Here is a 20,229-nt window from a genome sequence, read left to right as displayed (position 1 = left end):
TCGGAAAACGGCGTAAACAACGAACGACGCAATGCAGAAGCAGGTCCAGCAAAAGTGCGTAGCGGTTTTGCGTCCGGACTTGCGAAAGACAGGCAGAAACAGACAGGTGGCCGCGTGATCGATCCCTACGCCATGCTCGGACTTGAGCGCGATGCCGACGACGGCGCGGTCAAGACCGCCTACCGCAAGGCCGCCAAGGGCATGCATCCCGATTCGGGCGGCGATGCCGACCAGTTTGCCCGCCTGCAGGCCTGTTACGACCTCCTGCGCGACCCCGTGCGCCGCAAGGTCTTCGACGACACCGGCTTCGACCCGCAGCTTGCCGATCCGCGCGACCTCAAGGGCCTGATGCTGCTCGAACCGCTGGTCAACGACGTCATCCTCGACGAGCGCGAGCCGGGCAGCTTCGATCCGCTGGCGGCGATGCGCCGCAAACTCTCCGACGACATCGTCAAGAGCCGCTTCCACATCCTCGAACTGGAGCGCCACCGCAACCGCGTGCGCCAGCATATCGACCGCCTCGGCCGCAAGGCCGGCACGGATTTTCTGGGCTCCATGCTGCGAGCCCGCTCGCAGTCGATCACCGAGGCGATCCGCAATGCGGAAGGGCAGATCCAGGCCATCGAGCAGGCCTATACCATGCTGGAAGGCTATTCCTACGAACTGGCCGCGGCACTGGAGCCCTTGAAGGGCGAGGCGGCGGAATAGGCCGCCCCACCATTCCGGACATCACCATTTCAGCGGTGGCGAAAACCCGTCCCGTTCCGCCGGCGGCCGCTTTTCGCGTATCCCGGCGAAGCGGCGGAACTCGCGCAGCCTTTCGCCCCGCAGGAGCGGGCGGGTGATCTCCACGGCAGCGTCCTGAAGCGCCCGCTCGTCGCGCCAGGAGGAGGCGAAGAACAGCTTGCTGTCGCGGCGGCCGTAATCGCGCACATCGCGGACCTGCTCGGCAAGCTGGTCGAAAAGCGCGCGCTGGCCGGCGTCGAGATTGGCGAGGCAGCAGGGCTGCTGCGTCTTGCGGAAAAACCAGGCGCAGCGTTTCTGCCGCCGGCAGGAGCGGTGGCGGCAGATGCGCTCCGGCATGGCGAGCATCTCGGCGGTGCGGGCGAGCAGCGCGGCGTCGAGCGGGGGCAGTCTGGATCGATCGAACATGGAAACTCCTTGTGCTGGAGAGAGGTGAGGGAGGCGCATCGCGCCGGCCGCGCCGGTGGCGGACATGCGCCAGCGTTCCCGCGCGAAAAACGTCGCCGGGGCTTGCGCATGAAACTTCGGACGGGGCGCTGAAAGCTGCCGGGTCAGAAGTAGAAATGGCACCTTTCAGCGCCCCGTTCGGTGGTTTTTGCCCGCGACTTGGGTCTCTCTGCAAAGGCCGGGTCCGGCGGCGGTTGGCCGTCGGTTTCCGGGGCGGGCTCCTTCCGGTTTTGGCGCGCCGGACCGGGCGCTCGTTCGCTCCCGCTCCGGGCGGAAAGGCTTTCACCTTTCCCGGAAAAACGTCACCCCGGCGGACGATGCCGACGCATCCGCCATCTCCTGCCCCCTTGTGTGCCGCACAGGCACGCCCGGCGCGCCGTTCGGGGATGAAACCACGGGACCGGTCCGACGCCCCGCCGTTTCCCCCGTGTCGCCGGAGGGAGACCATTTTCCGCAGGCCCCCTGGGCGAAGGCCTACGTCCTTCCTCCACCCAAAGCACCGACCCCGCCTCGCCACAACGCCTTGCGGTGTATCCGCGGCGGGATGAGGGGAGTATCGCATGGGTTTTGGGGGCGGGGAAAAATTAAGTGATATTTGATTTGTACGAGCCCTACGCTCACAGGGCGCTATGTCGTGTGATGTGACCATTAAACTGCGCTCTGCTATTTTAGGTTGGCATGATTGCGAAATTTCCGCAAAAGTCTCTCCAGCAATGGAGAATGATTCCGTATATTAGATACCTGGAAGGTTTTAATGCTTACTGCATGTCATCAGGTAGTATTGAATGGAGATTTTGATGACGCTTTTAAAAGTGGAGCCATATATCTCTCAAATTATCCCGCCTGCTTTATAGGAAAAGAAGCCCATTGGCATGGTCTGCGAACACGAGTTGCAAAAAATTTTCAGGTAGATGTTTCATCTATTAGGCTTGCTGGCTCGGGGCACTTAGGTGTGAGCGCGTTTAAGAAAACCTCTTTTAAATCGAGAGATTCAGATTTGGATTTGGCAATAATATCGCCGAACCTGTTTGCTAAATATCTCGGCTGGGTAATTGTGAGTACGCAATCGTTTCGGCGGCTTAGTAACTTCCCGCGTCTACGGGACGGGAAAAGCGGAGTCGAAAGCTTTAAGCAGTACGTAAGTGAAAAAGGGATGATACGGCCAGACTTGCTCCCGGCTGGAAAATTTAAGACTGAGTGGATCGATTTTTTTCGGGAAATAAGTTCTGAATATGAAGGTTTCTGTAAAAATATTTCTGCTGCAATATATATTACAGAGGATTGTTTTGTGGAAAAACAGGTTCCGACCGTAAGGGAGATGCGAAAATGATTAGGTATAATGCAAGAACAAAGCAAATTGTCGATCTTTATAATGAGGTTAACTCTGATAGACTTATATTGTCTCCTTATTTTCAAAGGAATTATGTGTGGAGAGATATACACAAGACGGACTTTATTGATACTATAATTAGAGGGTTTCCTTTTCCGCAGATTTTTGTTGCGAAAGGAACGATCAATGTGGAGACAAAGCAGAGCACCTCTTGTGTTGTGGATGGTCAGCAGAGACTAACTACGATAATTGACTATATTGATGGAAAATTTGAGTATGATGGGAGAGTTTTCGATAATCTTCCGCAACAACAGCAGGAGGATTTCCTTAAGTACGAGGTGAGTATAATTGACCTCGATTTAGGAGAAAACGATCCAGCGCTTTTTGAAATATTCAAAAGGTTGAATAGGACGTACTATTCGATGACGGCAATTGAGAAGCTTTCGTCGGAATATTCCTCTGGGGAGTTCATGCTCGCTGCAAAGCTCCTCAATGGGCAGCTTGAAATAGACGATCCTGACGGAGCTGAATTTGAGGAGAAATCATTCGTCTATGATCCAAATATTCCTAGAGATTTTTTGATTTGGGCCTCAAAGCAAGACGTAGATGATTTTAGAAAGTGGATATTAGAGAGTAAACTATTTAGTCAGTATGAAATTCAGCGAATGAATCACCTCATGTATACGCTGAATTTAATGGCTTACCGCATGAAGGGAGGGTACAATAGAAATGAAAAAGTTAAAGATTGCTTGGAAGAGTATAATAGTATCTTCGAATATAAGGATCAGCTTGTCAGCTCCTTCAATAAAGTTGCGGGTGCAATAAATAAATCTAAGATAAATGAAGTTCAATTTTGGAATACTAAGTCAAATGCATACACGTTGTTTTGCGTTTTGATGGATAATGAAAGTATTCGTGATGGTGTTTTCTCTGGGGCGCTGGTCGAAAAACTGAAGGATTTTCCCGAAAAAATATCTCCAGAATACAGTAATGCGGCTAGAGAAGGTGTTAACAATAAAAAGGAGCGTGATCTTAGATATAAGGCCGTTCGTGAGTTCTTATTGACATAGTTTTGCGAGAAAAACTTCACGTCGCTGCTTGGCGGGAAGTTTTCTATTTTTGTTTATCGCCCCGGCCGCCCCGTCTTCCCCTTCGTCCGCCCCTTGCGCTTCGCCTCCGCCGGGTCCTCATAGCTCCCGGCGCCAATCTTCCCCCGTCGAACCGGCTTCGCATCGTCCGCGCCGCTCGTCCGCTCCGGCTGGCCTTCGGCTGCCGGGGCGGTGCGTTTCTTGGTGGAGAGGGTTTCGTCCGGGCGTTGGGGGAGGTCGCCGGTGACGGGTTTTTCGGTGCGGCCGACGGTCATTTCGTCGAGGGTGTTCCTGCGGAAGAGGGATTTGCCGGCCGGAGTGGCGACGTCGCGGCCCATCTCATCGAGGGCGGGCTTGCGGAAGAGCGGGCGTTCGGTGTCGGTGCCCGGACCCATGTCGTCGAGCGAGGGTTTGGCAAAATAGCTTTTGCCATTCTCTTCTGCGCCCACGGCCGCAGCGCCCTTCGGGCCGGCCGCCGCACGGGGCGCCGGACGACCGGCGACGGTCGCCTGGCCTTGCGGCTTCGCCGAGCTTTTGCCCTTTCCTCCACCTTCCTGCGACCGTGCTTCGTCCCGCGCCATCGGGTCGTCCATGACGGCGAGTTCGGCGGCCTTGAGGCGCTTGATCTCGTCGCGGATGCGGGCGGCGGCTTCGAAGTCGAGGTCGGCGGCGGCGTCGCGCATCTGTTTTTCGAGCGCTTCGAGATGGGCCTTGAGGTTGTTGCCGACGAGGTGGCCGGCATCCGCAAACCCCTTGCCGGAGACGCCGGAAATGTCGGCGCGGACGTGGTCGCGCTCGTAGACGCTGTCGAGGATGTCGGAGATTTTTGCCTTCACGGATTCCGGGGTGATGCCGTTCGCCTGGTTGTAGGCGACCTGCTTCTCGCGGCGGCGGGTCGTCTCGTCCATGGCGCGCTGCATGGAGCCGGTGATCTGGTCGGCATAGAGGATGACCTTGCCGTCGACGTTTCGCGCCGCGCGGCCGATGGTCTGGACCAGCGAGGTCTCGGAGCGCAGGAAGCCCTCCTTGTCGGCGTCGAGGATGGCGACGAAGCCGCATTCGGGAATGTCGAGGCCTTCGCGCAGCAGGTTGATGCCGACGAGCACGTCGAAGGCGCCCAGACGAAGATCGCGGATGATCTCGATGCGCTCCAGCGTGTCGATGTCGCTGTGCATGTAGCGCACGCGAACGCCCTGCTCGTGCAGGTATTCGGTGAGGTCTTCGGCCATGCGCTTGGTGAGCACGGTGACGAGGGTGCGGTAGCCGGCGGCGGCGGTCTCGCGGATCTCGCCCAGCACGTCGTCCACCTGGCTTTTCGCCGGGCGCACCTCGACCGGCGGGTCGATGAGGCCGGTCGGGCGGATGACCTGCTCGGCGAAGACGCCGCCGGACTGCTCCAGCTCCCAGCCGCCCGGTGTCGCCGAGACGGCGATGGTGTCCGGGCGCATGGCGTCCCATTCCTCGAAGCGCAGAGGGCGGTTGTCCATGCAGGAGGGCAGGCGGAAGCCGTATTCGGCCAGCGTCGCCTTTCTGCGGAAGTCGCCCCGGTACATGGCGCCGATCTGCGGGATCGTGACGTGGCTTTCGTCGATGAAGATCAGGGCGTTGTCGGGGATGTACTCGAAGAGGGTCGGCGGCGGTTCGCCGGGGCGGCGGCCGGTGAGGTAACGCGAATAGTTCTCGATGCCGGCGCAGGAGCCGGTGGCCTCCAGCATTTCTAGGTCGTAGCGCGTGCGCTGCTCCAGGCGCTGGGCCTCCAGCAGGCGGCCGGCCTTTTCCAGCTCCACGAGGCGGTGCTTCAGCTCCTCGCGGATGGCCTTGATGGCGCCGTTGAGGGTGGGGCGCGGGGTGACGTAGTGGCTGTTGGCGTAGATTTTCACCGATTTCAGGTCGCCGGTCTTCTGACCGGTCAGCGGGTCGAACTCGGTGATGGCGTCGATCTCGTCGCCGAACATCGAGATGCGCCAGGCGGCATCCTCAAGGTGGGCGGGGAAGATTTCGATGGTATCGCCGCGCACGCGAAAACTGCCGCGCTGGAAATCCATCTCGCGGCGCTTGTACTGCTGGGCGACGAGGTCGGCGAGGAGCTGGCGCTGGTCGAGCCTTTCGCCGACTTCCATCTGGAAGGTCATGGCAGTGTAGGTCTCGACCGAGCCGATACCGTAGATGCAGGAGACCGAGGCGACGATGATGCAGTCGTCGCGCTCCAAGAGCGAGCGCGTCGCGGAGTGGCGCATGCGGTCGATCTGTTCGTTGATCGAGCTTTCCTTCTCGATGAACGTATCGGAGCGCGGCACATAGGCTTCCGGCTGGTAATAATCGTAGTAGGAGACGAAATATTCGACCGCGTTGTCGGGGAAGAAGTTCTTGAACTCGCTGTAGAGCTGCGCGGCCAGCGTCTTGTTCGGCGCGAGGATGACGGCGGGGCGCTGGGTTTCCTCGATCACCTTGGCCATGGTGAAGGTCTTGCCCGAGCCGGTGACGCCGAGCAGCACCTGGCTACGCTCGCCGGAGGAGAGGCCGCCGACGAGATCGCCGATGGCGGTGGGCTGGTCGCCCGCGGGCTTGTATTCGCTGACCATGCGGATGGGGATGCCGCCCTCCGACTTTTCCGGGCGGGCGGGGCGGTGCGGCGTCCAGAGCTTGCCGTCCTTGAACAGCGGATTGCCGCTCTCGATGAGCGCCGAAAGCGCCTCCACCGTGGCGGTGACGGCCGTGCCGGCGCTGAGGGTGGCGGCGTCCTCCAGCGAAACATCGAGGCCGGAAACGGGATTGAGGCCGGCAGCGGCGCGGGTCTTCGGATCGGACGAACCGCCGATGGAGACGCCGCGCGAGGTTTTCGAGACCGTCACCTGCTCGGTGTGGCGGCGCGCGGCGTTCTCCACCGTCTTGCGGTGCTTGCCGGCCTTGGAGGCGACCTCGCGGCGGCTTTCGACGCTCGCGGCCTCCGCCTCGGCCTCGAGCTGCTTCACCCAGTCGGAGACGCTGCCGCTAAGCGGTTCTCCCTCGAAAGGCGATTGCGGGGCTTCCTCGAAACCGGGGTTCGGGGCGGTGGATTTTTTCGGTGATCTGGCCATGCGGGGAATATGGAGAGAGTCACCGCGAAAGGGAAGGGGTGACGAGTACAAAAGGGAAACGAATCTGTCGTCTCATGCCGCTTGGGCGGCGGGTGCTATCGTGCGGACGGTCGGGTGCGCGCGGCATGCTCGTTCAGCCAGCGCGGGATTTCGGCGGCGGGCATGGGGCGGGCGAAGAGGTAGCCCTGGGCATGGCGGCAGCCGAGCATGCGCAGGATCTCGGCCTCCTCCTCCTTCTCGACGCCTTCCACCACGATGTCGATGGAGAGGGCGTGGCCGATGCCGATGAGGGCGGAAATGAGCGCCTGGTTCTCGCGGCTGGTGGCGATCCCCGAAACGAAGCTGCGGTCGATCTTCAGCCGGTCGATATGCAGGCTGACGAGATAGGCGAGGGAGGAATGGCCCATGCCGAAATCGTCGACGGCGAGGCGGAAGCCGGCGGCTTCCAGCCGGGTGAGTTCGGCGCCGGCCGCCTGCGTGTCGAGCGTCGCCTCCTCGGTGATCTCGATCTCCATCAGGCCGGGGGAAACCTCGTGTTCCTTTGCGATGCCGGTCAGGAGGCGCGAGAGCGTGTCGCCGGAGAATTCGCGCGGCGAGACGTTCACCGCGACGGCCGCCTCCGGCAGGCCGAGGCGGGGCAGGGTGCGCAGGAACTCCGCGGCGCGGGTGGCGACATAGCCAGTGAGCGCCGTCGAGATGTGCAGGGCCTGGGCGGCACGGACGATATCGGGCGGGGCGACGGCGCCGAGCTCGGGATGCGTCCAGCGCAGCAGCGCCTCGAATCCTGTGACGGCGCCGGTGGCAAGCTCCACCTGCGGCTGGAAGACGACCTGCAACTGGCGCTGCTCGATGGCCTCGGTCAATGTCGCCTCGATGAGGCGCTGGTGCTCGATCCGGGCCTTCAGCACCGGGTTGAACAGGCCGAGGCGGCGGCGCCCGCCTTCCTTGGCGGCATAGAGGGCGATGTCGGCGCTGGCGAAGAGGTCGTCGGCCGTGTCGCCGTGCTGCGGATAGAGGGCGAGGCCCGCGCTGGCGCCGACGGTGACGGGGCGCTCGCCGATGAGGACGGGATCGCCGGCGAGGCGCACGATTCCGTCGCCGATGGCGCGTCCGCGCGCTTCCGCCTTCTCGCCCTCGACGATGACGGCGAACTCGTCGCCGCCGAGGCGCACGACGAGGTCGGTCGGCCCGGTGAGGCTGACGAGGCGGCTGGCGATCTCGACCAGCACCGCGTCGCCCGCGCCGTGGCCCATCGTGTCGTTGATCGCCTTGAAGCGGTCGAGGTCGATGGCGAGCAGCGCGAGCGTATCGGCGGGCAGGCCGCTCGCCAGAAGGTTGCGCAGGCGCTCGTTGAAGAGGGCGCGGTTGCCGAGGCCGGTCAGCGGGTCGCGGTTCGCCAGCGACGCGAGCTGGTGGTAGGACTGGCGGATCTCCGCATTGGCGTCGGACAGCGAGGCGGCGAGCGCCACCGCCTTCAGCCGGTCCATCTGGCTGCGGATGAAGCTCGCCTCGCTGAACTGGCTGGCGCGCAGCATCATCACGGCGAGCAGCAGCGCGTCGGCGGCGATGACGTAGGCTTCCGTCGTGCCGGCGAAGAGCAGCGAGGCGAAGGCCGCGGCAAGCGGTGGACCGGCGAAGAGGAGCGCGGTGCGGGCATAGGCGGTGCTCTGCATGAGAGAACCCGCGCAGATGCCGCAGATGATGAAGATCAGATAGGGATTGAGCCCGTTCGCGCCGTGGGCGGCGCCGATGAAGGGCGGCAGGCTCCAGGCAAGGCCGCTCCCGAGCGCGCCGAAGGAGAGTACGCCGAGCGCGCGCTCCGGCCGCTCGACGGCGCAGTTCATCCGCCGGACGATGCGCACGGCGACATAGCGCGCAAGGTTGATCGCCAGCACGGCGGCGAGCCAGAGGAGGATGCCGAAGGCCGGCCCGTCGAGCCACAGCACGGCAGCGGTGGTGGCGGCGATGAAGCTGTTGGCGTTAAGCGACAGCACGATGCCGTCCAGCACGGACAGGGCCTGCGCGGAAAGAATCTGTCGTCTTGTCGTTTCGTCCGCCGGCATCAGCCGGGCTGCATCGGTCATTCTCTGTCCCCGCCCAGAAGCGCGTGCCGCCTTTTTCGCGGTCTGCGCAGAGGGTGGGGCGGGGGGCATAAGATAGTCTTAACGGGGGATCGCGAGAATCCATGACGTCCGGCTTGACGTGGCCGTCGGCTGAGCTATGCCATCGGCATATTCCCTTCCTTTCAGGATTCGCCGATGCCCTTCAGCCTCAACCCCGCGGCCGTGTGGCCGGTCGTGCTGCTCTGCCTCTCCAACGTCTTCATGACCTTCGCCTGGTACGGGCACCTCAAGTTCAAGTCGGCGCCACTCTTCGTCGCGGTGCTGGCGAGCTGGGGCATCGCTTTCTTCGAATATTGCCTTGCCGTGCCGGCCAACCGCATCGGCCACGAGGTCTATTCGGCCGCGCAGCTCAAGACGATCCAGGAAGTGATCACGCTCCTGGTCTTCGCCGGCTTCTCGGTGTTCTGGCTGAAGGAAAGCCTGACCTGGAACCATGCGGTCGGCTTCATGCTGATCGCCGCCGGCGCTGCCTTCGTCTTCAAGGGCTGAGCGGCTTACTCAAGCATGTCGAAGGCGCGGAAGATCCAGCTGAGCTGGTAGAGGATGCCGAGGCTGACGAAGGTGGTGTGGTAGCGGCGGCTCGCCGTCCACGCCGCCAGAAGGCACAGCACGATGAAGACGGCGTTGCGTGCCGGATATTCGTAGCCGAAGGAGCCGAAATAGGCCTTTCCCTTCAACGCCGTGTCCAGGAGATCCACCGCGAAGACGAGCGCGAAGGCGCCGAAGAACCATTTGCGTCGCGAATAGAAATAGTCCTCATAGCCGGCATAGTCGTCGAGCGTGGTCGGGAACAGGAAGACGGCGAGCAGGAAGAACAGGCAGCAATAGCTGATCAGGAAGAGATAGACGCCGAAGCCGATGGTCGCCAGCGCCTGCAGGCGGAACTCCCACCACCAGAAATGCAGGAGGAACAGCAGCAGGAAGCCCGCCCAGGCCAGATGGACCGGATAGGCCTTCACCTTGCCGGGGTGCTGGACGAAGAGCGCGACGCCGGTGAGGATGCGCGCGACGCTGAGGCTGACCACCATGCCGATGACGACGCGAACATGGCCGAAGAGCGCGGGATCGTGCTGGACATGCTCCATGGCGCCCTCCACCTTCTATTCGACGGGTACGGGCGTCGGGTGGCCCTGCTGGTCGAGCGCCACCATGACGAAGGTGGCGCCCGTCACTTTTTCCAGCGTCGTGGTGAGATAGCGCTGCGCCCAGGCCTCCACTGCCAGCGTGATCGAGGTTCTGCCGACGCGGGCGATGTCGGTATAGATGCTGAGCGTGTCGCCGATCTTCACCGGCAGTTCGAAGGCCATTTCCTTGACGGCGGCGGTGACGACGCGGCCGCGCGCCCGCTCGGCGGCGCGGATGCCCGAGGCAAGGTCCATCTGCGCCATGACCCAGCCGCCGAAGATGTCGCCTGCGGCATTGGCATCGCCCGGCATGGCGAGCGTGCGAAGGGTGAGCTGTCCGTTCGGCATTTTCGTATCGGTCATGCGGGGCCTCTCCAACTTTCCTTCAGGTCTAGCCGAATGCGGGCCATGGAGAAAGGGGGAAGGGCAGGCGCATTTTCGAGTATTTTCAACCTCTAAAAATTGACGATTGCAATTTTAGATCATTTTAAAGGGTTTCCCGCAGCTTCGTCGACAAGGCGTATTGCGCCTGCCGAAGTCGAGGAGAGCCCGGTGAAGAATTACAGAATATCCACGCGCCTGTCGTTGCTTGTGGGCCTTGCCCTGACCATCTTCGCCGTCGCGCTCGTCTACAGCCTCTACCATTACCAGGAGGCGATGGTCGCCGAGCGCAAGTCGAAGCTCGCGGCGATGGACGAGAGCATGCTGACGCTCTTCAAGCATTACCACGAGCTGGAGATTGCCGGCACGCTGACCCGCGAGGAGGCGCAGACGCGGGCAAAGGACGCCGTGCGGGCGCTGCGCTACGAGGACAGCGGCTATTTCTGGATCAACGACATGAATGCCGTGATCGTCATGCACCCGATCAAGCCGGCGCTCGACGGCACCGACCAGTCGGGCATGGCCGACCCGACGGGCAAGCACATCTTCACCGAATTCGTGAAGGCCGTGAAGGCGAGCCCGACCGGGCAGGATTTCGTCGATTACTACTGGCCGAAGCCCGGCTTCGAGGAGCCGGTGCTGAAATATTCGCATGTCGCGGGCTTCGCGCCCTGGGGCTGGGTCGTCGGCACGGGCGTCTATGCGGACGACCTCGCCGCCCTGTTCCGCCGCAACGCCATCGGCATGGCGGTGATCCTCGCCGCCGGCGGCCTCGTCATCATCCTTGCCGCCTATGCTATCGTGAAGAGCGTGACCGGCCCCATCGTGCGCCTCAAGGCGACCATGCAGGCCATCGCCGAGGAGGACGTTTCCGGCGCAGTACCGGAGACCGACCGCAAGGACGAGATCGGCGAGATGGCGAAGGTGGTCTCGATCCTGCGCCAGTCGGTCGCCGAGCGGGCGGAGCTGCGTGTCCGTGAGGGCGAGCAGCAGGCCCGCCTCGATGCCGAGCGCTCGGACGGCGAGCGCCGCCAGCGCGCCGTCAGCCAGAGCCAGTCGGATGCCATGCAGACCGTCGGAGAGGCGCTGGAACGGCTGGCGGGCGGCGACCTGACGGTCTCCATCTCTGCGATCGCGCCGGAATATGCCAAGCTGCGCGACGATTTCAACAGCGCGGTGGACGCGCTTTCCGGCGTCGTCCATGCCATCGCCCGGTCCACCGACATCGTGCATGGCAGCGCATCGGGCATTGCCGAGGCGGCCAACAACCTATCGCATCGCACCGAGCAGCAGGCGGCCTCGCTCGAGGAGACTGCCGCGGCGCTCGACGAGATCACGGCGACGGTGCGCAACGCCTCCGACCGCGCGGCGGAGGCGAGCCGCATGGTGGTCGAGACCAAGCAGTCGGCCGGCCGGTCGGGCGCCATCGTGCGCGACGCCGTCACCGCCATGAGCCGCATCGAGGATGCCTCCAACCGCATCGGCCAGATCATCGGCGTGATCGACGAGATCGCCTTCCAGACCAACCTGCTTGCCCTCAATGCCGGCGTCGAGGCGGCGCGGGCGGGCGAGGCGGGGCGGGGCTTTGCGGTCGTGGCACAGGAGGTGCGCGAGCTTGCCCAGCGCTCGGCCAATGCCGCCAAGGAGATCAAGGGGCTGATCGGCAATTCGGCCGCCGAAGTCGGCAACGGCGTGGCGCTGGTGCGCTCGACGGGCGATGCTCTCACCGAGATCGAGACCCTCGTCAACCGGGTGAACGATCAGGTGACCTCTATCGCCACCTCCGCCCGCGAGCAGGCGACGGGCCTTGCCGAGGTGAACACGGCGGTCAACCAGATGGACCAGATGACGCAGCAGAACGCCGCCATGGTCGAGGAGACCAATGCCGCCGGCCAGACGCTGACCCGCGAAAGCGAGCAGCTGAAAGCGCTGCTCGGGAATTTCCGGCTGGATGCAGCCGGAGCGGCGGACCACCGGCGCCGCGCGGCATAATCAGAAGACCATCTCCGGAATGCCTTGCCCCGGCGCCCCCGCGCCGGGGTTTTTCGTTTCCGCCGGGAACGCTTCGTTTACCCTGTTGCGACAAAATCCCAAGGGAAAGCAGGCAAGTCGGCCTGCCGTCCGGCTTTCAGGCCCGTCTCGTCCGAATGCGGACAAAAGCGGCCTGCACCATCGCCGGACAGAACTGTGTGCAACCGGGAATCCGCAACGGGCGGAGGCGGGCGCCGGGCGGATGTGACCATGAGTATTGCGTTTGTTTCTCGTCTTCGAAGGCCGCTCGGGCTCCTGTTGATCCCGGCGATGCTGGCCGCCTGTTCCGGCGGCATGACGCCGCCTGACGATATCGACGGTGCGGGCGTCAGCGCGGTCACGCCTGTCATGGACATGGGCGATACGGGCGGCGAGCCGGTCGAGACCGCGATGGCCGTGCCGGCGCGGCAGAAGAAGCGCCTGCCGATGATCGACAGCGACGAGGCGATGGGCGTCACGCAGCCGGTGCAGGCCTCTTCCGGCGTGCTCACCGTTCCCGAAGGCGGCGTCAACATGGACGAAGGGCTCGGCGTCGGGCGCGTCGAGGGGCTGGCCGAGGCGCAGGCGAACGAGATTGCCGAGGGCAATGCCAGCCAGGTCGTGGTCGACGGTGTCGGCACGGATATGCCGCGGCAGGTCGGTGAGCCGGCGTCGATCCCGATGTCGGACGGGAGTGCGGAACTCGGCGGCGAAGGAGACGGTTATCTCCGGGTGCCGGACAAGGCGGCGACGCGCCGGCGGCAGGCGAGCGACGGCGAGCAGGTCGCCTTCCTGCCGCGGATGAGCAACCCGATGCAGATGCCCGAAGCGATGGGCGGCATGCCGGCCTCCGAACGGGCCTGTCGGCAGCGGCTGCAGAAGCTCGGCGTGAAATTCCGCGACGTGCCGCGCATCTCCCGCGGCCGCTCCTGCGGCATCGAGTGGCCGGTGGAGCTTTCCGGCCTTTCCGGCGGCATCCAGATCAAGCCCGCGGCGCAGGTCAACTGCCAGATCACCGAGGCCTTCGCGCGTTGGGTGAAGCAGGAGCTCGTGCCCTCCACGCGCATGCGTTACCTCTCCGGCGTCTCGGCCATCCACCAGATGTCGTCCTATTCCTGCCGCACCATGAATTCGCAGCGCGGCGCGGCGATGTCGGAACATGCCAAGGGCAATGCCATCGACGTCGGCAAGATCGTGCTGACCTCCGGCAAGGCCATCGCCATCGAGAAGAAGGGCTTCTTCGCCTTCCGCGAGAAGGGGCTTCTGAAATCGGTGCGTGGCGACAGCTGCAAGTATTTCTCGACCGTGCTCGGTCCCGGCAGCGACCGCTTCCACAAGGACCATTTCCACTTCGACCTGCGCGCGCGCAAATCGGGCTACCGGCATTGCAGCCTGTGAGCGTGATGGCCGACGGGCTGAAACAGGCGAGGGCGGCGTGCGATGCGTTGCGCGACGTGCTCGGCGACGCCCTCCTGGCCGTCTACCTCCATGGTTCGGCGGTTTCCGGCGGATTGCGGCCGCAAAGCGATGTCGATCTGATCGCCGTCATCGAGCGGCGCATGACAGAGGGGGAGCGGCGGGCGCTTCTTGCGGCGCTGCTTGCCCTGTCGGGTCCGCATCCGGCCCCGCCGGGCGGACCCCGATGCCTTGAGGTGATGATTTTCGTGAAGGCGGATCTCGCAAGTCCGGCCTTTCCGGCGCGGGTCGAATTCCTTTACGGCGAATGGCTGCGCGATGCATTCGAGACCGGGGTTCTTCCCGGACCGTCATGCGATGCGGAGAATACGCTGGTGCTGGCGCAGGCGCGCCGGGAGGCGATGACGCTCCTCGGGCCGGATGCGCGGACGCATCTGCCGGAAATCCCGGCGAAACATGTGCGCCGGGCGATGCGTGAGGCGCTCCCCGCGCTTCTGGCGAGCCTTGAAGGCGATGAACGCAATGTGCTGCTGACCTTTGCCCGGATGTGGCGGACCGCGGCCCTCGGCGATTTCGTCGCCAAGGACGTGGCTGCCGCCTGGGCCGCGCCGCTGATGGCCGCAGGCGAAGCTGGGACGCTGCTCCTTGCGCGGGACGGCTATATCGGCAAGGCGAAGGACGTCTGGCTGGACCGGCGAGAGGCTGCCCGTCGCGCGGCGGATGCCATGTCCATGGAGATATCCGCGCTGCTGGAGCCGGATTGAAGGCAAAAAAAGACCGGCGGGACGCCGGTCGAAAGGGGTGGCAGGCACGCGGAGGGGCGGCTGCCCGGAACTGTCACATTCCACCACCCGCGCCGGGGCGTCCGGCGAGGATGCATGCGGGCTTCCGTAAGGAAGCGGGCGGATGGGGCCGCCGGAGGCTCCCGCAGGGTATGGGAGCAAGGCCGCTGCGCAGGCAGGGGAGCGATGGGGTGAGCGGGGGTGCAAACCGTTCCCTTCGGCCTCGATGAGAGCTTCCCTGAAATCGGTCACGGTTTGATGACAGGCGCTGTCCCGTCGCATGAAGATTTTGCGAGAGCCGGGCGGGGCGAATTTTTTCCGCGGCACGGGTGAAAATTGAGGAGGAACACGCCATATAGGGTGTCCTTCCGCATGAATTTCCTCTTTCCGGACCCTCCCATGGCGCCCATCGTTTCCATTCGCAACCTTACCAAGAGCTATGCTTCGGGGTTCCAGGCGCTGAAGGGCGTCGATCTCGACATCGAGGAGGGCGAGATTCTCGCGCTGCTCGGGCCGAACGGCGCCGGCAAGACCACGATGATCTCGATCATCTGCGGTATCGTCACGCCGAGTGGCGGCAGCGTGACCGTTGCGGGCCACGACATTCTGCGCGACTATCGGGAGACGCGCTCCATCATCGGCCTGGTGCCGCAGGAGCTGACGCTCGACGCCTTCGAGACGGTGTGGAACACGGTGGCCTTCTCGCGCGGCCTGCACGGGCGCAAGCCGGATCCGGCGCTGATCGAGCGTATCCTCAAGGACCTTTCGCTTTTCGACAAGAAGGACACGATGCTGCGTCACCTTTCCGGCGGCATGCGGCGGCGCGTGCTGATCGCCAAGGCGCTCTCCTACGAGCCGAAGGTGCTGTTCCTTGACGAGCCGACGGCGGGCGTGGACGTGTCGCTGCGCAAGGACATGTGGCAGCTCGTCGAGCGCCTGCGCGCCGCCGGCGTCACGATCATCCTGACGACGCACTATATCGAGGAGGCCGAGGAGATCGCGGACCGCATCGGCGTCATCAACCACGGCCAGATTCTGTTGGTGGAGGACAAGAAGGCGCTGATGGCCAAGCTTGGGCGCAAGCAGATGACCGTCGAGCTCGCCGAGCCGATCGCCGCAATTCCCGATGCGCTGTCGGCCTACGGGCTGACGCTTTCGGGCGAGGGCGCGCGCCTCGTCTACGAATTCGATTCCACCGGCGAGCGCACCGGCATCTCCTCGCTGATCACCGCCCTCTCGCAATGCGGCCTGCGGGTGAAGGACATTTCCACCGAGCAGAGCTCGCTGGAGGACATTTTCGTGGAACTGGTGGGAGCCGGCGCATGAACTTCGAAGCCATCAGGTCCATCTACGCATTCGAGATGGCGCGCACGCGCCGCACGCTGCTGCAGAGCGTCGTGTCGCCGGTCATCACCACCTCGCTCTATTTCATCGTCTTCGGAGCGGCCATCGGCTCGCGCATGCAGGAGGTGGGGGGCGTTTCCTACGGCGCCTTCATCGCGCCCGGCCTCATCATGCTGACGCTGCTCAACCAGTGTATCGGCAACGGCTCCTTCGGCATCTATTTCCCGAAATTCACCGGCACGATCTACGAGATCCTTTCTTCGCCGATCTCGATGATCGAGATCGTCATCGGCTATGTCGGGGCGGCGGCGACCAAGGGGCTGATCGTCGGCACGATCATCCTCATAACAGCCTCGCTCTTCGTCGACATATCGATCAAGCATCCCTTCATGATGGTGCTGTTCTTCGTGCTGACGGCGGTGAGCTTCTCGCTGTTCGGCTTCATGATCGGCATCTGGGCGAAGGACTTCGAGCAGCTCAACCTCTTCCCGATGCTGATCGTCCCGCCGCTCGTCTTCCTCGGCGGCAGCTTCTATTCCATCGAGATGCTGCCGCCCTTCTGGCAGACCGTCAGCCACTTCAATCCGGTGCTCTATCTCGTCTCCGGCTTCCGCTGGAGCTTCTACGAGATCGCCGACGTCAATCCCGTCGTCAGCCTCGTGATCGTGCTCGGCTTCCTCGTCGCGTGCCTGTCGATCACGGCCTGGATCTTCAAGACCGGATACAAGCTGAAGAACTGAGACCGCCCCATTTCCTTGCGGTCCCGGCCGCGCTAGTCTCGGCATCGTGGGCACCGTCCTGCTGACCCAAACATCAACGGGCACACCTTCCGCCGGCACCGTCCGGCACGGTGTCGCGTCGTTGCAAACGGAGGTTCTGCGATGAACGACATCGCCGATCACGGTGTCCGGTTCGGACGGATTGCGGCCATGCTGCCGGTCAGGGACATGGGCAAGGCCCACGACTTCTACACGCGCGTTCTCGGTTTCACGAAAGTCTTCGAGAACGGAAATCCCGTCGGCTTCATGATCCTGAAGCGCGATGCGGGGGAGCTGCACCTCACCCTGCAGCCCTCGCACGAGGCGGCGAATTTCAACGTCGCCCATCTGATGGTGGACGATGCCGATGCGCTGCATGCCCTGTGCCAGCGCCACGGCCTGAGGATCATCAAGCGCCTCCAGGACAAGGGCTACGGCCTCAGGGCCTTCGTGTTCGAGGACCCGGACGGCAACCGCATCGATGTGGGGCAGCCGATCTGAGGCGAATGAATGGGGCGGCATGGTCCGCCCCGTTTTCGTCTGTCGCGAAACGTCAGTCCTTCAGCCGCAGCTCGTCGCGGGTGATCTCGATGGAGCCGAGGGTTTCCAGGAAGCTCATGCCGAGGAGGCTCTGGTCGAGCCGGCCCTGTTCGGTGACCATGCCGCGGATCGTGCCGCGCAGGATGGGGCCGATGGCGATCTGGCGCAGCGTCACGGGCGCGGCGAGCGCCCGGCCGTTGGCGGTGGAGACGTCGATGGAGAAGACGAGGTTGTCCGGGTTGATGCCGAGGCGCATGGCGTCCTCGTAGGAGAGCACCACCGAGCTTGCGCCGGTATCGACCAGCATGCGCATGGGGATGCCGTCGATGCTCACATCCGCCTCGAAATGGCCGGAGACGCCCTTGTGGATGACCAGGATCTGCTCGCCCTCGGCATTCGTCGTCACCACGGCGCGGCCGGGGATGAGGCCGGCGGTCAGCCGGTTGCCGACCTCCTGCAGGTCGAAGCGATAGAGATAGCCCGTCGCCAGCGCCATGATGATCACCAGCCAGATCGCCGCCTGCCGCAGGCTTTCGCCCCATTGCCGGCGGCCGGCCAGAATGCCGGCGGCGAGCATCGCGCCGATGGCGGAGAGCGAGACGAGCCGGCCGAAATCGTCGTTGGCAAGGCCGAGCGTGCGCCCGCCGTCATGGTTGAGGATGAGGAGCGCAAGGCCCCCGGCGAGGATGGCAAGAAGGATATAGAGCCTCATGCGCTGCGCTCCGTCATCGGGGCCTGCCGGGGCATCGCGGCGAGTCGGGCCGGCAATGTCGCCATCAGGCTTCGGCGCTCGTCGGAGGTGTAGCGCGACCAGGCGCCGATCTCCTCGCGCGTGCGTCCGCAGCCGAGGCAATAGCCGGTCTCCGTATCGATCGAACAGACGAGGATGCAGGGCGATTCCATCGCGGCTCCGGGCTTCGTTGCGTTTCGGTTCTATATCGGCGGCTCAGAGCGCCAGGGCAAGGGCGAAGAGCACTGACATTTCCGCGAGCTGCTGGGTCGCGCCGATCGTGTCGCCCGTATGTCCGCCGATCTTGCGGCCGGTGATACGGTTGAAGACCAGCACGGCGGCGACGGCGGCGGCGAGCGCGAGGAGCAGCGCGAGGACCGTGCCGTGCGGCAGGAGGAGGAGCGTGGCGATCGCGATGCCGCTTGCCAGCGCGAAGATGGTGGCGCTGCCGTCCGGTTCGCCGACGGAGGCGGCGACGCCGTCGCGGCGGGCGGGCGGCAGCAGCGACCAGTGCCAGACCATGGCGGTTCGGCTGGCGGCGGCGACCGCAAGCAGCGCCATGCCGAGGCCGGAGGGCGTGAGCACCGTCGCAAGCGCGGCGATGGCGGAAGAGCGCAGGCCGAAGGAGAGGATGAGCGCCACGGCGCCGTAGGAGCCGACGCGGCTGTCCTTCATGATCGCCAGCGCGCTGTCGCGGTCCCGCCCGCCGCCGATGCCGTCGGCGCTGTCGGAAAGCCCGTCTTCATGCAGCGCGCCGGTGACGAGCACCTGTAGGGCGAGGGCGGCGAAGGCCAGCAGCGCGGGCGGAGCATGGATGGCGGAAAGCACGGCGGCAAGGGCCGCCGCCGGCAGGGCGATCAGCACGCCGGCCAGCGGAAAGGCGCGAACGGCCCGCGACAGGCGGCCGTCATGGCCGGTGAAATGGCGCTGCGGCACCGGCACGCGCGAGAGGAAGGCGACCGAGCGTGCCGTGTCGTCGATGAAGTCGTGGATGGCCAAGGCGAGCGCTCCTTCCTGGGAGCGACGGCGAAGCCGGCGATTGCCCCTCATCCCCCTGCCGGGACCTTTTCCCCGCAGGCGGGGAGAAGGAGGCGGAACGGCGCGCCTATCGTTCCTCGGCCCGCTTGCGGGGGGGGGTGCCGACAGGCAGGTGAGGGGCTTTTCGCGCGGCTGCACCTTCGCATCCGGTTGCCCTGTGACGAAAGGGCGGCTCAGACCGCCGCAATTGCGGTTGTCGGATTCGCGCCCTCGCTCTATTAGGAGACACCAAACACCCGCCTTTGAAAGCCTGAAGCGAGGAATTCCCCAAGATGAGTGCCAGTGGCCTGCCGTTCGATGATTTTCGTGAATTGCTGCGTAACCTGCCCGGTCCGGATTCGGCGGCGCTGGTCGCGGCGCGCGAACGCGATTCGCAGCTCACGAAGCCGCCGGGCGCGCTCGGCCGGCTGGAGGAGATCGCCTTCTGGCTCGCCGCCTGGACCGGCCGTCCGCCGGCCGTCACGCGTCCGCTCGTCGCCATCTTCGCCGGCAATCACGGCGTCACCAAACAGGGCATCACGCCCTATCCGTCCACCGTCACGGCGCAGATGGTGGAGAATTTCGCGGCCGGCGGCGCGGCGATCAACCAGATCTGCGTGACGCACGATCTCGGCCTCAAGGTCTTCGACCTCGCGCTCGACTATCCGACTGCCGACATCACCGAGGAAGCCGCGCTCTCCGAGCGCGACTGCGCCGCCACCATGGCCTTCGGCATGGAGGCCGTCGCCGGCGGCACGGACCTCCTGTGCATCGGCGAGATGGGCATTGGCAACACGACGATCGCGGCGGCCATCAACCTCGCGCTCTACGGCGGCACGGCGGAGGAATGGGTCGGCCCCGGTGCGGGTTCGGAGGGCGAACTGCTCCAGCGCAAGATCGCGGTGGTGAAGAGGGCGGTGGAGCTGCACCGCGCGCATCTTTCCGATCCGCTCGAAGTGTTGCGCCGCCTCGGCGGGCGCGAGATCGCGGCGATGGCCGGCGCGATCCTCGCCGCCCGCATGCAGAAGATTCCCGTCATCATCGACGGCTATGTCGCGACGGCGGCGGGCGCGATCCTGCGCGCGGCCAATCCCTCGGCGCTCGACCATTGCCTGATCGGCCACGTCTCGGGCGAGCCGGGGCACATGAAGGCCATCGAGAAGCTCGGCAAGACGCCGCTGCTGGCGCTCGGCATGCGGCTTGGCGAGGGCACCGGCGCGGCGCTTGCCGCCGGCATCGTCAAGGCGGCCGCGGCCTGCCATTCCGGCATGGCGACCTTCGTTCAGGCGGGCGTCAGCAACCGTTCGTAGCGCATCGC

General features: G+C 64.3%; 19 protein-coding genes. 11 read left to right on the top strand and 8 right to left on the bottom strand.

Annotated features, from left to right (window positions below):
• Positions 1-132: 132 nt before the first annotated feature.
• The gene (locus tag ShzoTeo12_RS08450) at positions 133-708 is read left to right on the top strand and encodes a J domain-containing protein (RefSeq protein ID WP_318912420.1); all 576 of its coding nucleotides are present in this window, start codon (positions 133-135) and stop codon (positions 706-708) included.
• Positions 709-729: 21 nt separating this feature from the next.
• Here the strand turns inward: ShzoTeo12_RS08450 and ShzoTeo12_RS08445 are convergent, their stop codons facing one another.
• Positions 730-1,152 (bottom strand): hypothetical protein, encoded by a 423-nt coding sequence (locus tag ShzoTeo12_RS08445; protein WP_318912195.1) that lies wholly within the window; start codon positions 1,150-1,152, stop codon positions 730-732.
• Positions 1,153-1,945: 793 nt separating this feature from the next.
• Here ShzoTeo12_RS08445 and ShzoTeo12_RS08440 point away from each other — a divergent pair.
• Positions 1,946-2,521, top strand: coding sequence for a hypothetical protein (locus ShzoTeo12_RS08440; RefSeq protein ID WP_318912193.1), 576 nt, complete (start codon positions 1,946-1,948; stop codon positions 2,519-2,521).
• On the top strand, positions 2,518-3,591 hold the full coding sequence (locus ShzoTeo12_RS08435; protein WP_318912191.1) for a DUF262 domain-containing protein: 1,074 nt from the start codon (positions 2,518-2,520) through the stop codon (positions 3,589-3,591). The genes ShzoTeo12_RS08440 and ShzoTeo12_RS08435 overlap by 4 nt, the downstream gene beginning before the upstream one ends.
• A gap of 53 nt (positions 3,592-3,644) precedes the next feature.
• On the opposite strand, the gene uvrB is transcribed toward ShzoTeo12_RS08435, so the two are convergent.
• Complete coding sequence (gene uvrB / locus ShzoTeo12_RS08430) at positions 3,645-6,686, bottom strand: excinuclease ABC subunit UvrB (protein WP_318912189.1); 3,042 nt, start codon at positions 6,684-6,686, stop codon at positions 3,645-3,647.
• A gap of 95 nt (positions 6,687-6,781) precedes the next feature.
• Positions 6,782-8,770 (bottom strand): putative bifunctional diguanylate cyclase/phosphodiesterase, encoded by a 1,989-nt coding sequence (locus ShzoTeo12_RS08425; protein WP_318912188.1) that lies wholly within the window; start codon positions 8,768-8,770, stop codon positions 6,782-6,784.
• 174 nt (positions 8,771-8,944) lie between these two features.
• On the opposite strand from ShzoTeo12_RS08425, the gene ShzoTeo12_RS08420 reads away from it, so the two are divergent.
• Positions 8,945-9,298, top strand: a complete 354-nt coding sequence (locus ShzoTeo12_RS08420) for a DMT family protein (protein WP_318912186.1) — start codon at positions 8,945-8,947, stop codon at positions 9,296-9,298.
• 5 nt (positions 9,299-9,303) lie between these two features.
• Here ShzoTeo12_RS08420 and ShzoTeo12_RS08415 read toward each other — a convergent pair whose 3' ends face one another.
• Together ShzoTeo12_RS08415 and ShzoTeo12_RS08410 are read right to left on the bottom strand one after the other, a co-directional pair.
• Positions 9,304-9,894: a hypothetical protein gene (locus tag ShzoTeo12_RS08415; protein WP_119256394.1), complete on the bottom strand. Its 591-nt coding sequence runs from the start codon at positions 9,892-9,894 to the stop codon at positions 9,304-9,306.
• A gap of 15 nt (positions 9,895-9,909) precedes the next feature.
• Entirely contained in the window at positions 9,910-10,296 is a 387-nt protein-coding gene (locus ShzoTeo12_RS08410) for an acyl-CoA thioesterase (protein WP_119256151.1), read from the bottom strand.
• A 189-nt stretch (positions 10,297-10,485) separates the two neighbouring features.
• Here ShzoTeo12_RS08410 and ShzoTeo12_RS08405 point away from each other — a divergent pair, with 189 nt between their 5' ends.
• The 6 genes from ShzoTeo12_RS08405 to ShzoTeo12_RS08380 all read left to right on the top strand — a co-directional run bounded on the left by ShzoTeo12_RS08405 (position 10,486) and on the right by ShzoTeo12_RS08380 (position 17,125).
• On the top strand, positions 10,486-12,306 hold the full coding sequence (locus tag ShzoTeo12_RS08405; RefSeq protein WP_318912183.1) for a methyl-accepting chemotaxis protein: 1,821 nt from the start codon (positions 10,486-10,488) through the stop codon (positions 12,304-12,306).
• A gap of 249 nt (positions 12,307-12,555) precedes the next feature.
• Positions 12,556-13,722 carry an extensin family protein gene (locus ShzoTeo12_RS08400; RefSeq protein WP_413251126.1) on the top strand — a complete coding sequence of 389 codons (1,167 nt, stop codon included), beginning with the start codon at positions 12,556-12,558 and terminating at the stop codon, positions 13,720-13,722.
• A 5-nt stretch (positions 13,723-13,727) separates the two neighbouring features.
• A complete protein-coding gene (locus ShzoTeo12_RS08395; protein WP_318912418.1) occupies positions 13,728-14,504 on the top strand; it encodes an aminoglycoside adenylyltransferase domain-containing protein in 777 nt (258 codons plus the stop codon).
• Between the two features lie 417 nt (positions 14,505-14,921).
• Positions 14,922-15,848 carry an ABC transporter ATP-binding protein gene (locus ShzoTeo12_RS08390; RefSeq protein WP_318912181.1) on the top strand — a complete coding sequence of 309 codons (927 nt, stop codon included), beginning with the start codon at positions 14,922-14,924 and terminating at the stop codon, positions 15,846-15,848.
• On the top strand, positions 15,845-16,606 hold the full coding sequence (locus tag ShzoTeo12_RS08385; protein WP_313192930.1) for an ABC transporter permease: 762 nt from the start codon (positions 15,845-15,847) through the stop codon (positions 16,604-16,606). Before ShzoTeo12_RS08390 ends, ShzoTeo12_RS08385 begins: the two co-directional genes overlap by 4 nt.
• A 141-nt stretch (positions 16,607-16,747) precedes the next feature.
• A complete protein-coding gene (locus tag ShzoTeo12_RS08380) occupies positions 16,748-17,125 on the top strand; it encodes a VOC family protein (RefSeq protein WP_318912179.1) in 378 nt (125 codons plus the stop codon).
• A gap of 52 nt (positions 17,126-17,177) precedes the next feature.
• On the opposite strand, the gene ShzoTeo12_RS08375 is transcribed toward ShzoTeo12_RS08380, so the two are convergent.
• The 3 genes from ShzoTeo12_RS08375 to ShzoTeo12_RS08365 are packed head-to-tail and all read right to left on the bottom strand — an operon-like array spanning position 17,178 to position 18,944.
• On the bottom strand, positions 17,178-17,876 hold the full coding sequence (locus tag ShzoTeo12_RS08375; RefSeq protein WP_119256157.1) for a TIGR02281 family clan AA aspartic protease: 699 nt from the start codon (positions 17,874-17,876) through the stop codon (positions 17,178-17,180).
• Positions 17,873-18,067, bottom strand: coding sequence for a DUF1289 domain-containing protein (locus tag ShzoTeo12_RS08370; protein WP_318912176.1), 195 nt, complete (start codon positions 18,065-18,067; stop codon positions 17,873-17,875). Before ShzoTeo12_RS08370 ends, ShzoTeo12_RS08375 begins: the two co-directional genes overlap by 4 nt.
• A gap of 43 nt (positions 18,068-18,110) precedes the next feature.
• Entirely contained in the window at positions 18,111-18,944 is an 834-nt protein-coding gene (locus ShzoTeo12_RS08365) for an adenosylcobinamide-GDP ribazoletransferase (RefSeq protein WP_413251125.1), read from the bottom strand.
• A 260-nt stretch (positions 18,945-19,204) separates the two neighbouring features.
• Here ShzoTeo12_RS08365 and cobT point away from each other — a divergent pair, with 260 nt between their 5' ends.
• Positions 19,205-20,221: a nicotinate-nucleotide--dimethylbenzimidazole phosphoribosyltransferase gene (gene cobT / locus ShzoTeo12_RS08360; protein ID WP_318912173.1), complete on the top strand. Its 1,017-nt coding sequence runs from the start codon at positions 19,205-19,207 to the stop codon at positions 20,219-20,221.
• Positions 20,222-20,229 lie beyond the last annotated feature (8 nt).

The sequence above is a fragment of the Shinella zoogloeoides genome (assembly GCF_033705735.1).
Taxonomy (GTDB): Bacteria; Pseudomonadota; Alphaproteobacteria; order Rhizobiales; family Rhizobiaceae; genus Shinella; species Shinella zoogloeoides_A.
Note: the sequence above shows the minus strand (reverse complement) of the source record. Positions and strands in the feature narration are given on the sequence as shown.

Bases quoted from the DNA above. Each gene is read 5' to 3' on its own strand.
- ShzoTeo12_RS08450 (WP_318912420.1), top strand. From the start codon at position 133: ATGCTCGGACTTGAGCGCGATGCCGACGACGGCGCGGTCAAGACCGCC.
- ShzoTeo12_RS08445 (WP_318912195.1), bottom strand. From the start codon at position 1,152: ATGTTCGATCGATCCAGACTGCCCCCGCTCGACGCCGCGCTGCTCGCC.
- ShzoTeo12_RS08440 (WP_318912193.1), top strand. From the start codon at position 1,946: ATGCTTACTGCATGTCATCAGGTAGTATTGAATGGAGATTTTGATGAC.
- ShzoTeo12_RS08435 (WP_318912191.1), top strand. From the start codon at position 2,518: ATGATTAGGTATAATGCAAGAACAAAGCAAATTGTCGATCTTTATAAT.
- uvrB (WP_318912189.1), bottom strand. From the start codon at position 6,686: ATGGCCAGATCACCGAAAAAATCCACCGCCCCGAACCCCGGTTTCGAG.
- ShzoTeo12_RS08425 (WP_318912188.1), bottom strand. From the start codon at position 8,770: ATGACCGATGCAGCCCGGCTGATGCCGGCGGACGAAACGACAAGACGA.
- ShzoTeo12_RS08420 (WP_318912186.1), top strand. From the start codon at position 8,945: ATGCCCTTCAGCCTCAACCCCGCGGCCGTGTGGCCGGTCGTGCTGCTC.
- ShzoTeo12_RS08415 (WP_119256394.1), bottom strand. From the start codon at position 9,894: ATGGAGCATGTCCAGCACGATCCCGCGCTCTTCGGCCATGTTCGCGTC.
- ShzoTeo12_RS08410 (WP_119256151.1), bottom strand. From the start codon at position 10,296: ATGACCGATACGAAAATGCCGAACGGACAGCTCACCCTTCGCACGCTC.
- ShzoTeo12_RS08400 (WP_413251126.1), top strand. From the start codon at position 12,556: ATGAGTATTGCGTTTGTTTCTCGTCTTCGAAGGCCGCTCGGGCTCCTG.
- ShzoTeo12_RS08395 (WP_318912418.1), top strand. From the start codon at position 13,728: ATGGCCGACGGGCTGAAACAGGCGAGGGCGGCGTGCGATGCGTTGCGC.
- ShzoTeo12_RS08390 (WP_318912181.1), top strand. From the start codon at position 14,922: ATGGCGCCCATCGTTTCCATTCGCAACCTTACCAAGAGCTATGCTTCG.
- ShzoTeo12_RS08385 (WP_313192930.1), top strand. From the start codon at position 15,845: ATGAACTTCGAAGCCATCAGGTCCATCTACGCATTCGAGATGGCGCGC.
- ShzoTeo12_RS08380 (WP_318912179.1), top strand. From the start codon at position 16,748: ATGAACGACATCGCCGATCACGGTGTCCGGTTCGGACGGATTGCGGCC.
- ShzoTeo12_RS08375 (WP_119256157.1), bottom strand. From the start codon at position 17,876: ATGAGGCTCTATATCCTTCTTGCCATCCTCGCCGGGGGCCTTGCGCTC.
- ShzoTeo12_RS08370 (WP_318912176.1), bottom strand. From the start codon at position 18,067: ATGGAATCGCCCTGCATCCTCGTCTGTTCGATCGATACGGAGACCGGC.
- ShzoTeo12_RS08365 (WP_413251125.1), bottom strand. From the start codon at position 18,944: ATGAGGGGCAATCGCCGGCTTCGCCGTCGCTCCCAGGAAGGAGCGCTC.
- cobT (WP_318912173.1), top strand. From the start codon at position 19,205: ATGAGTGCCAGTGGCCTGCCGTTCGATGATTTTCGTGAATTGCTGCGT.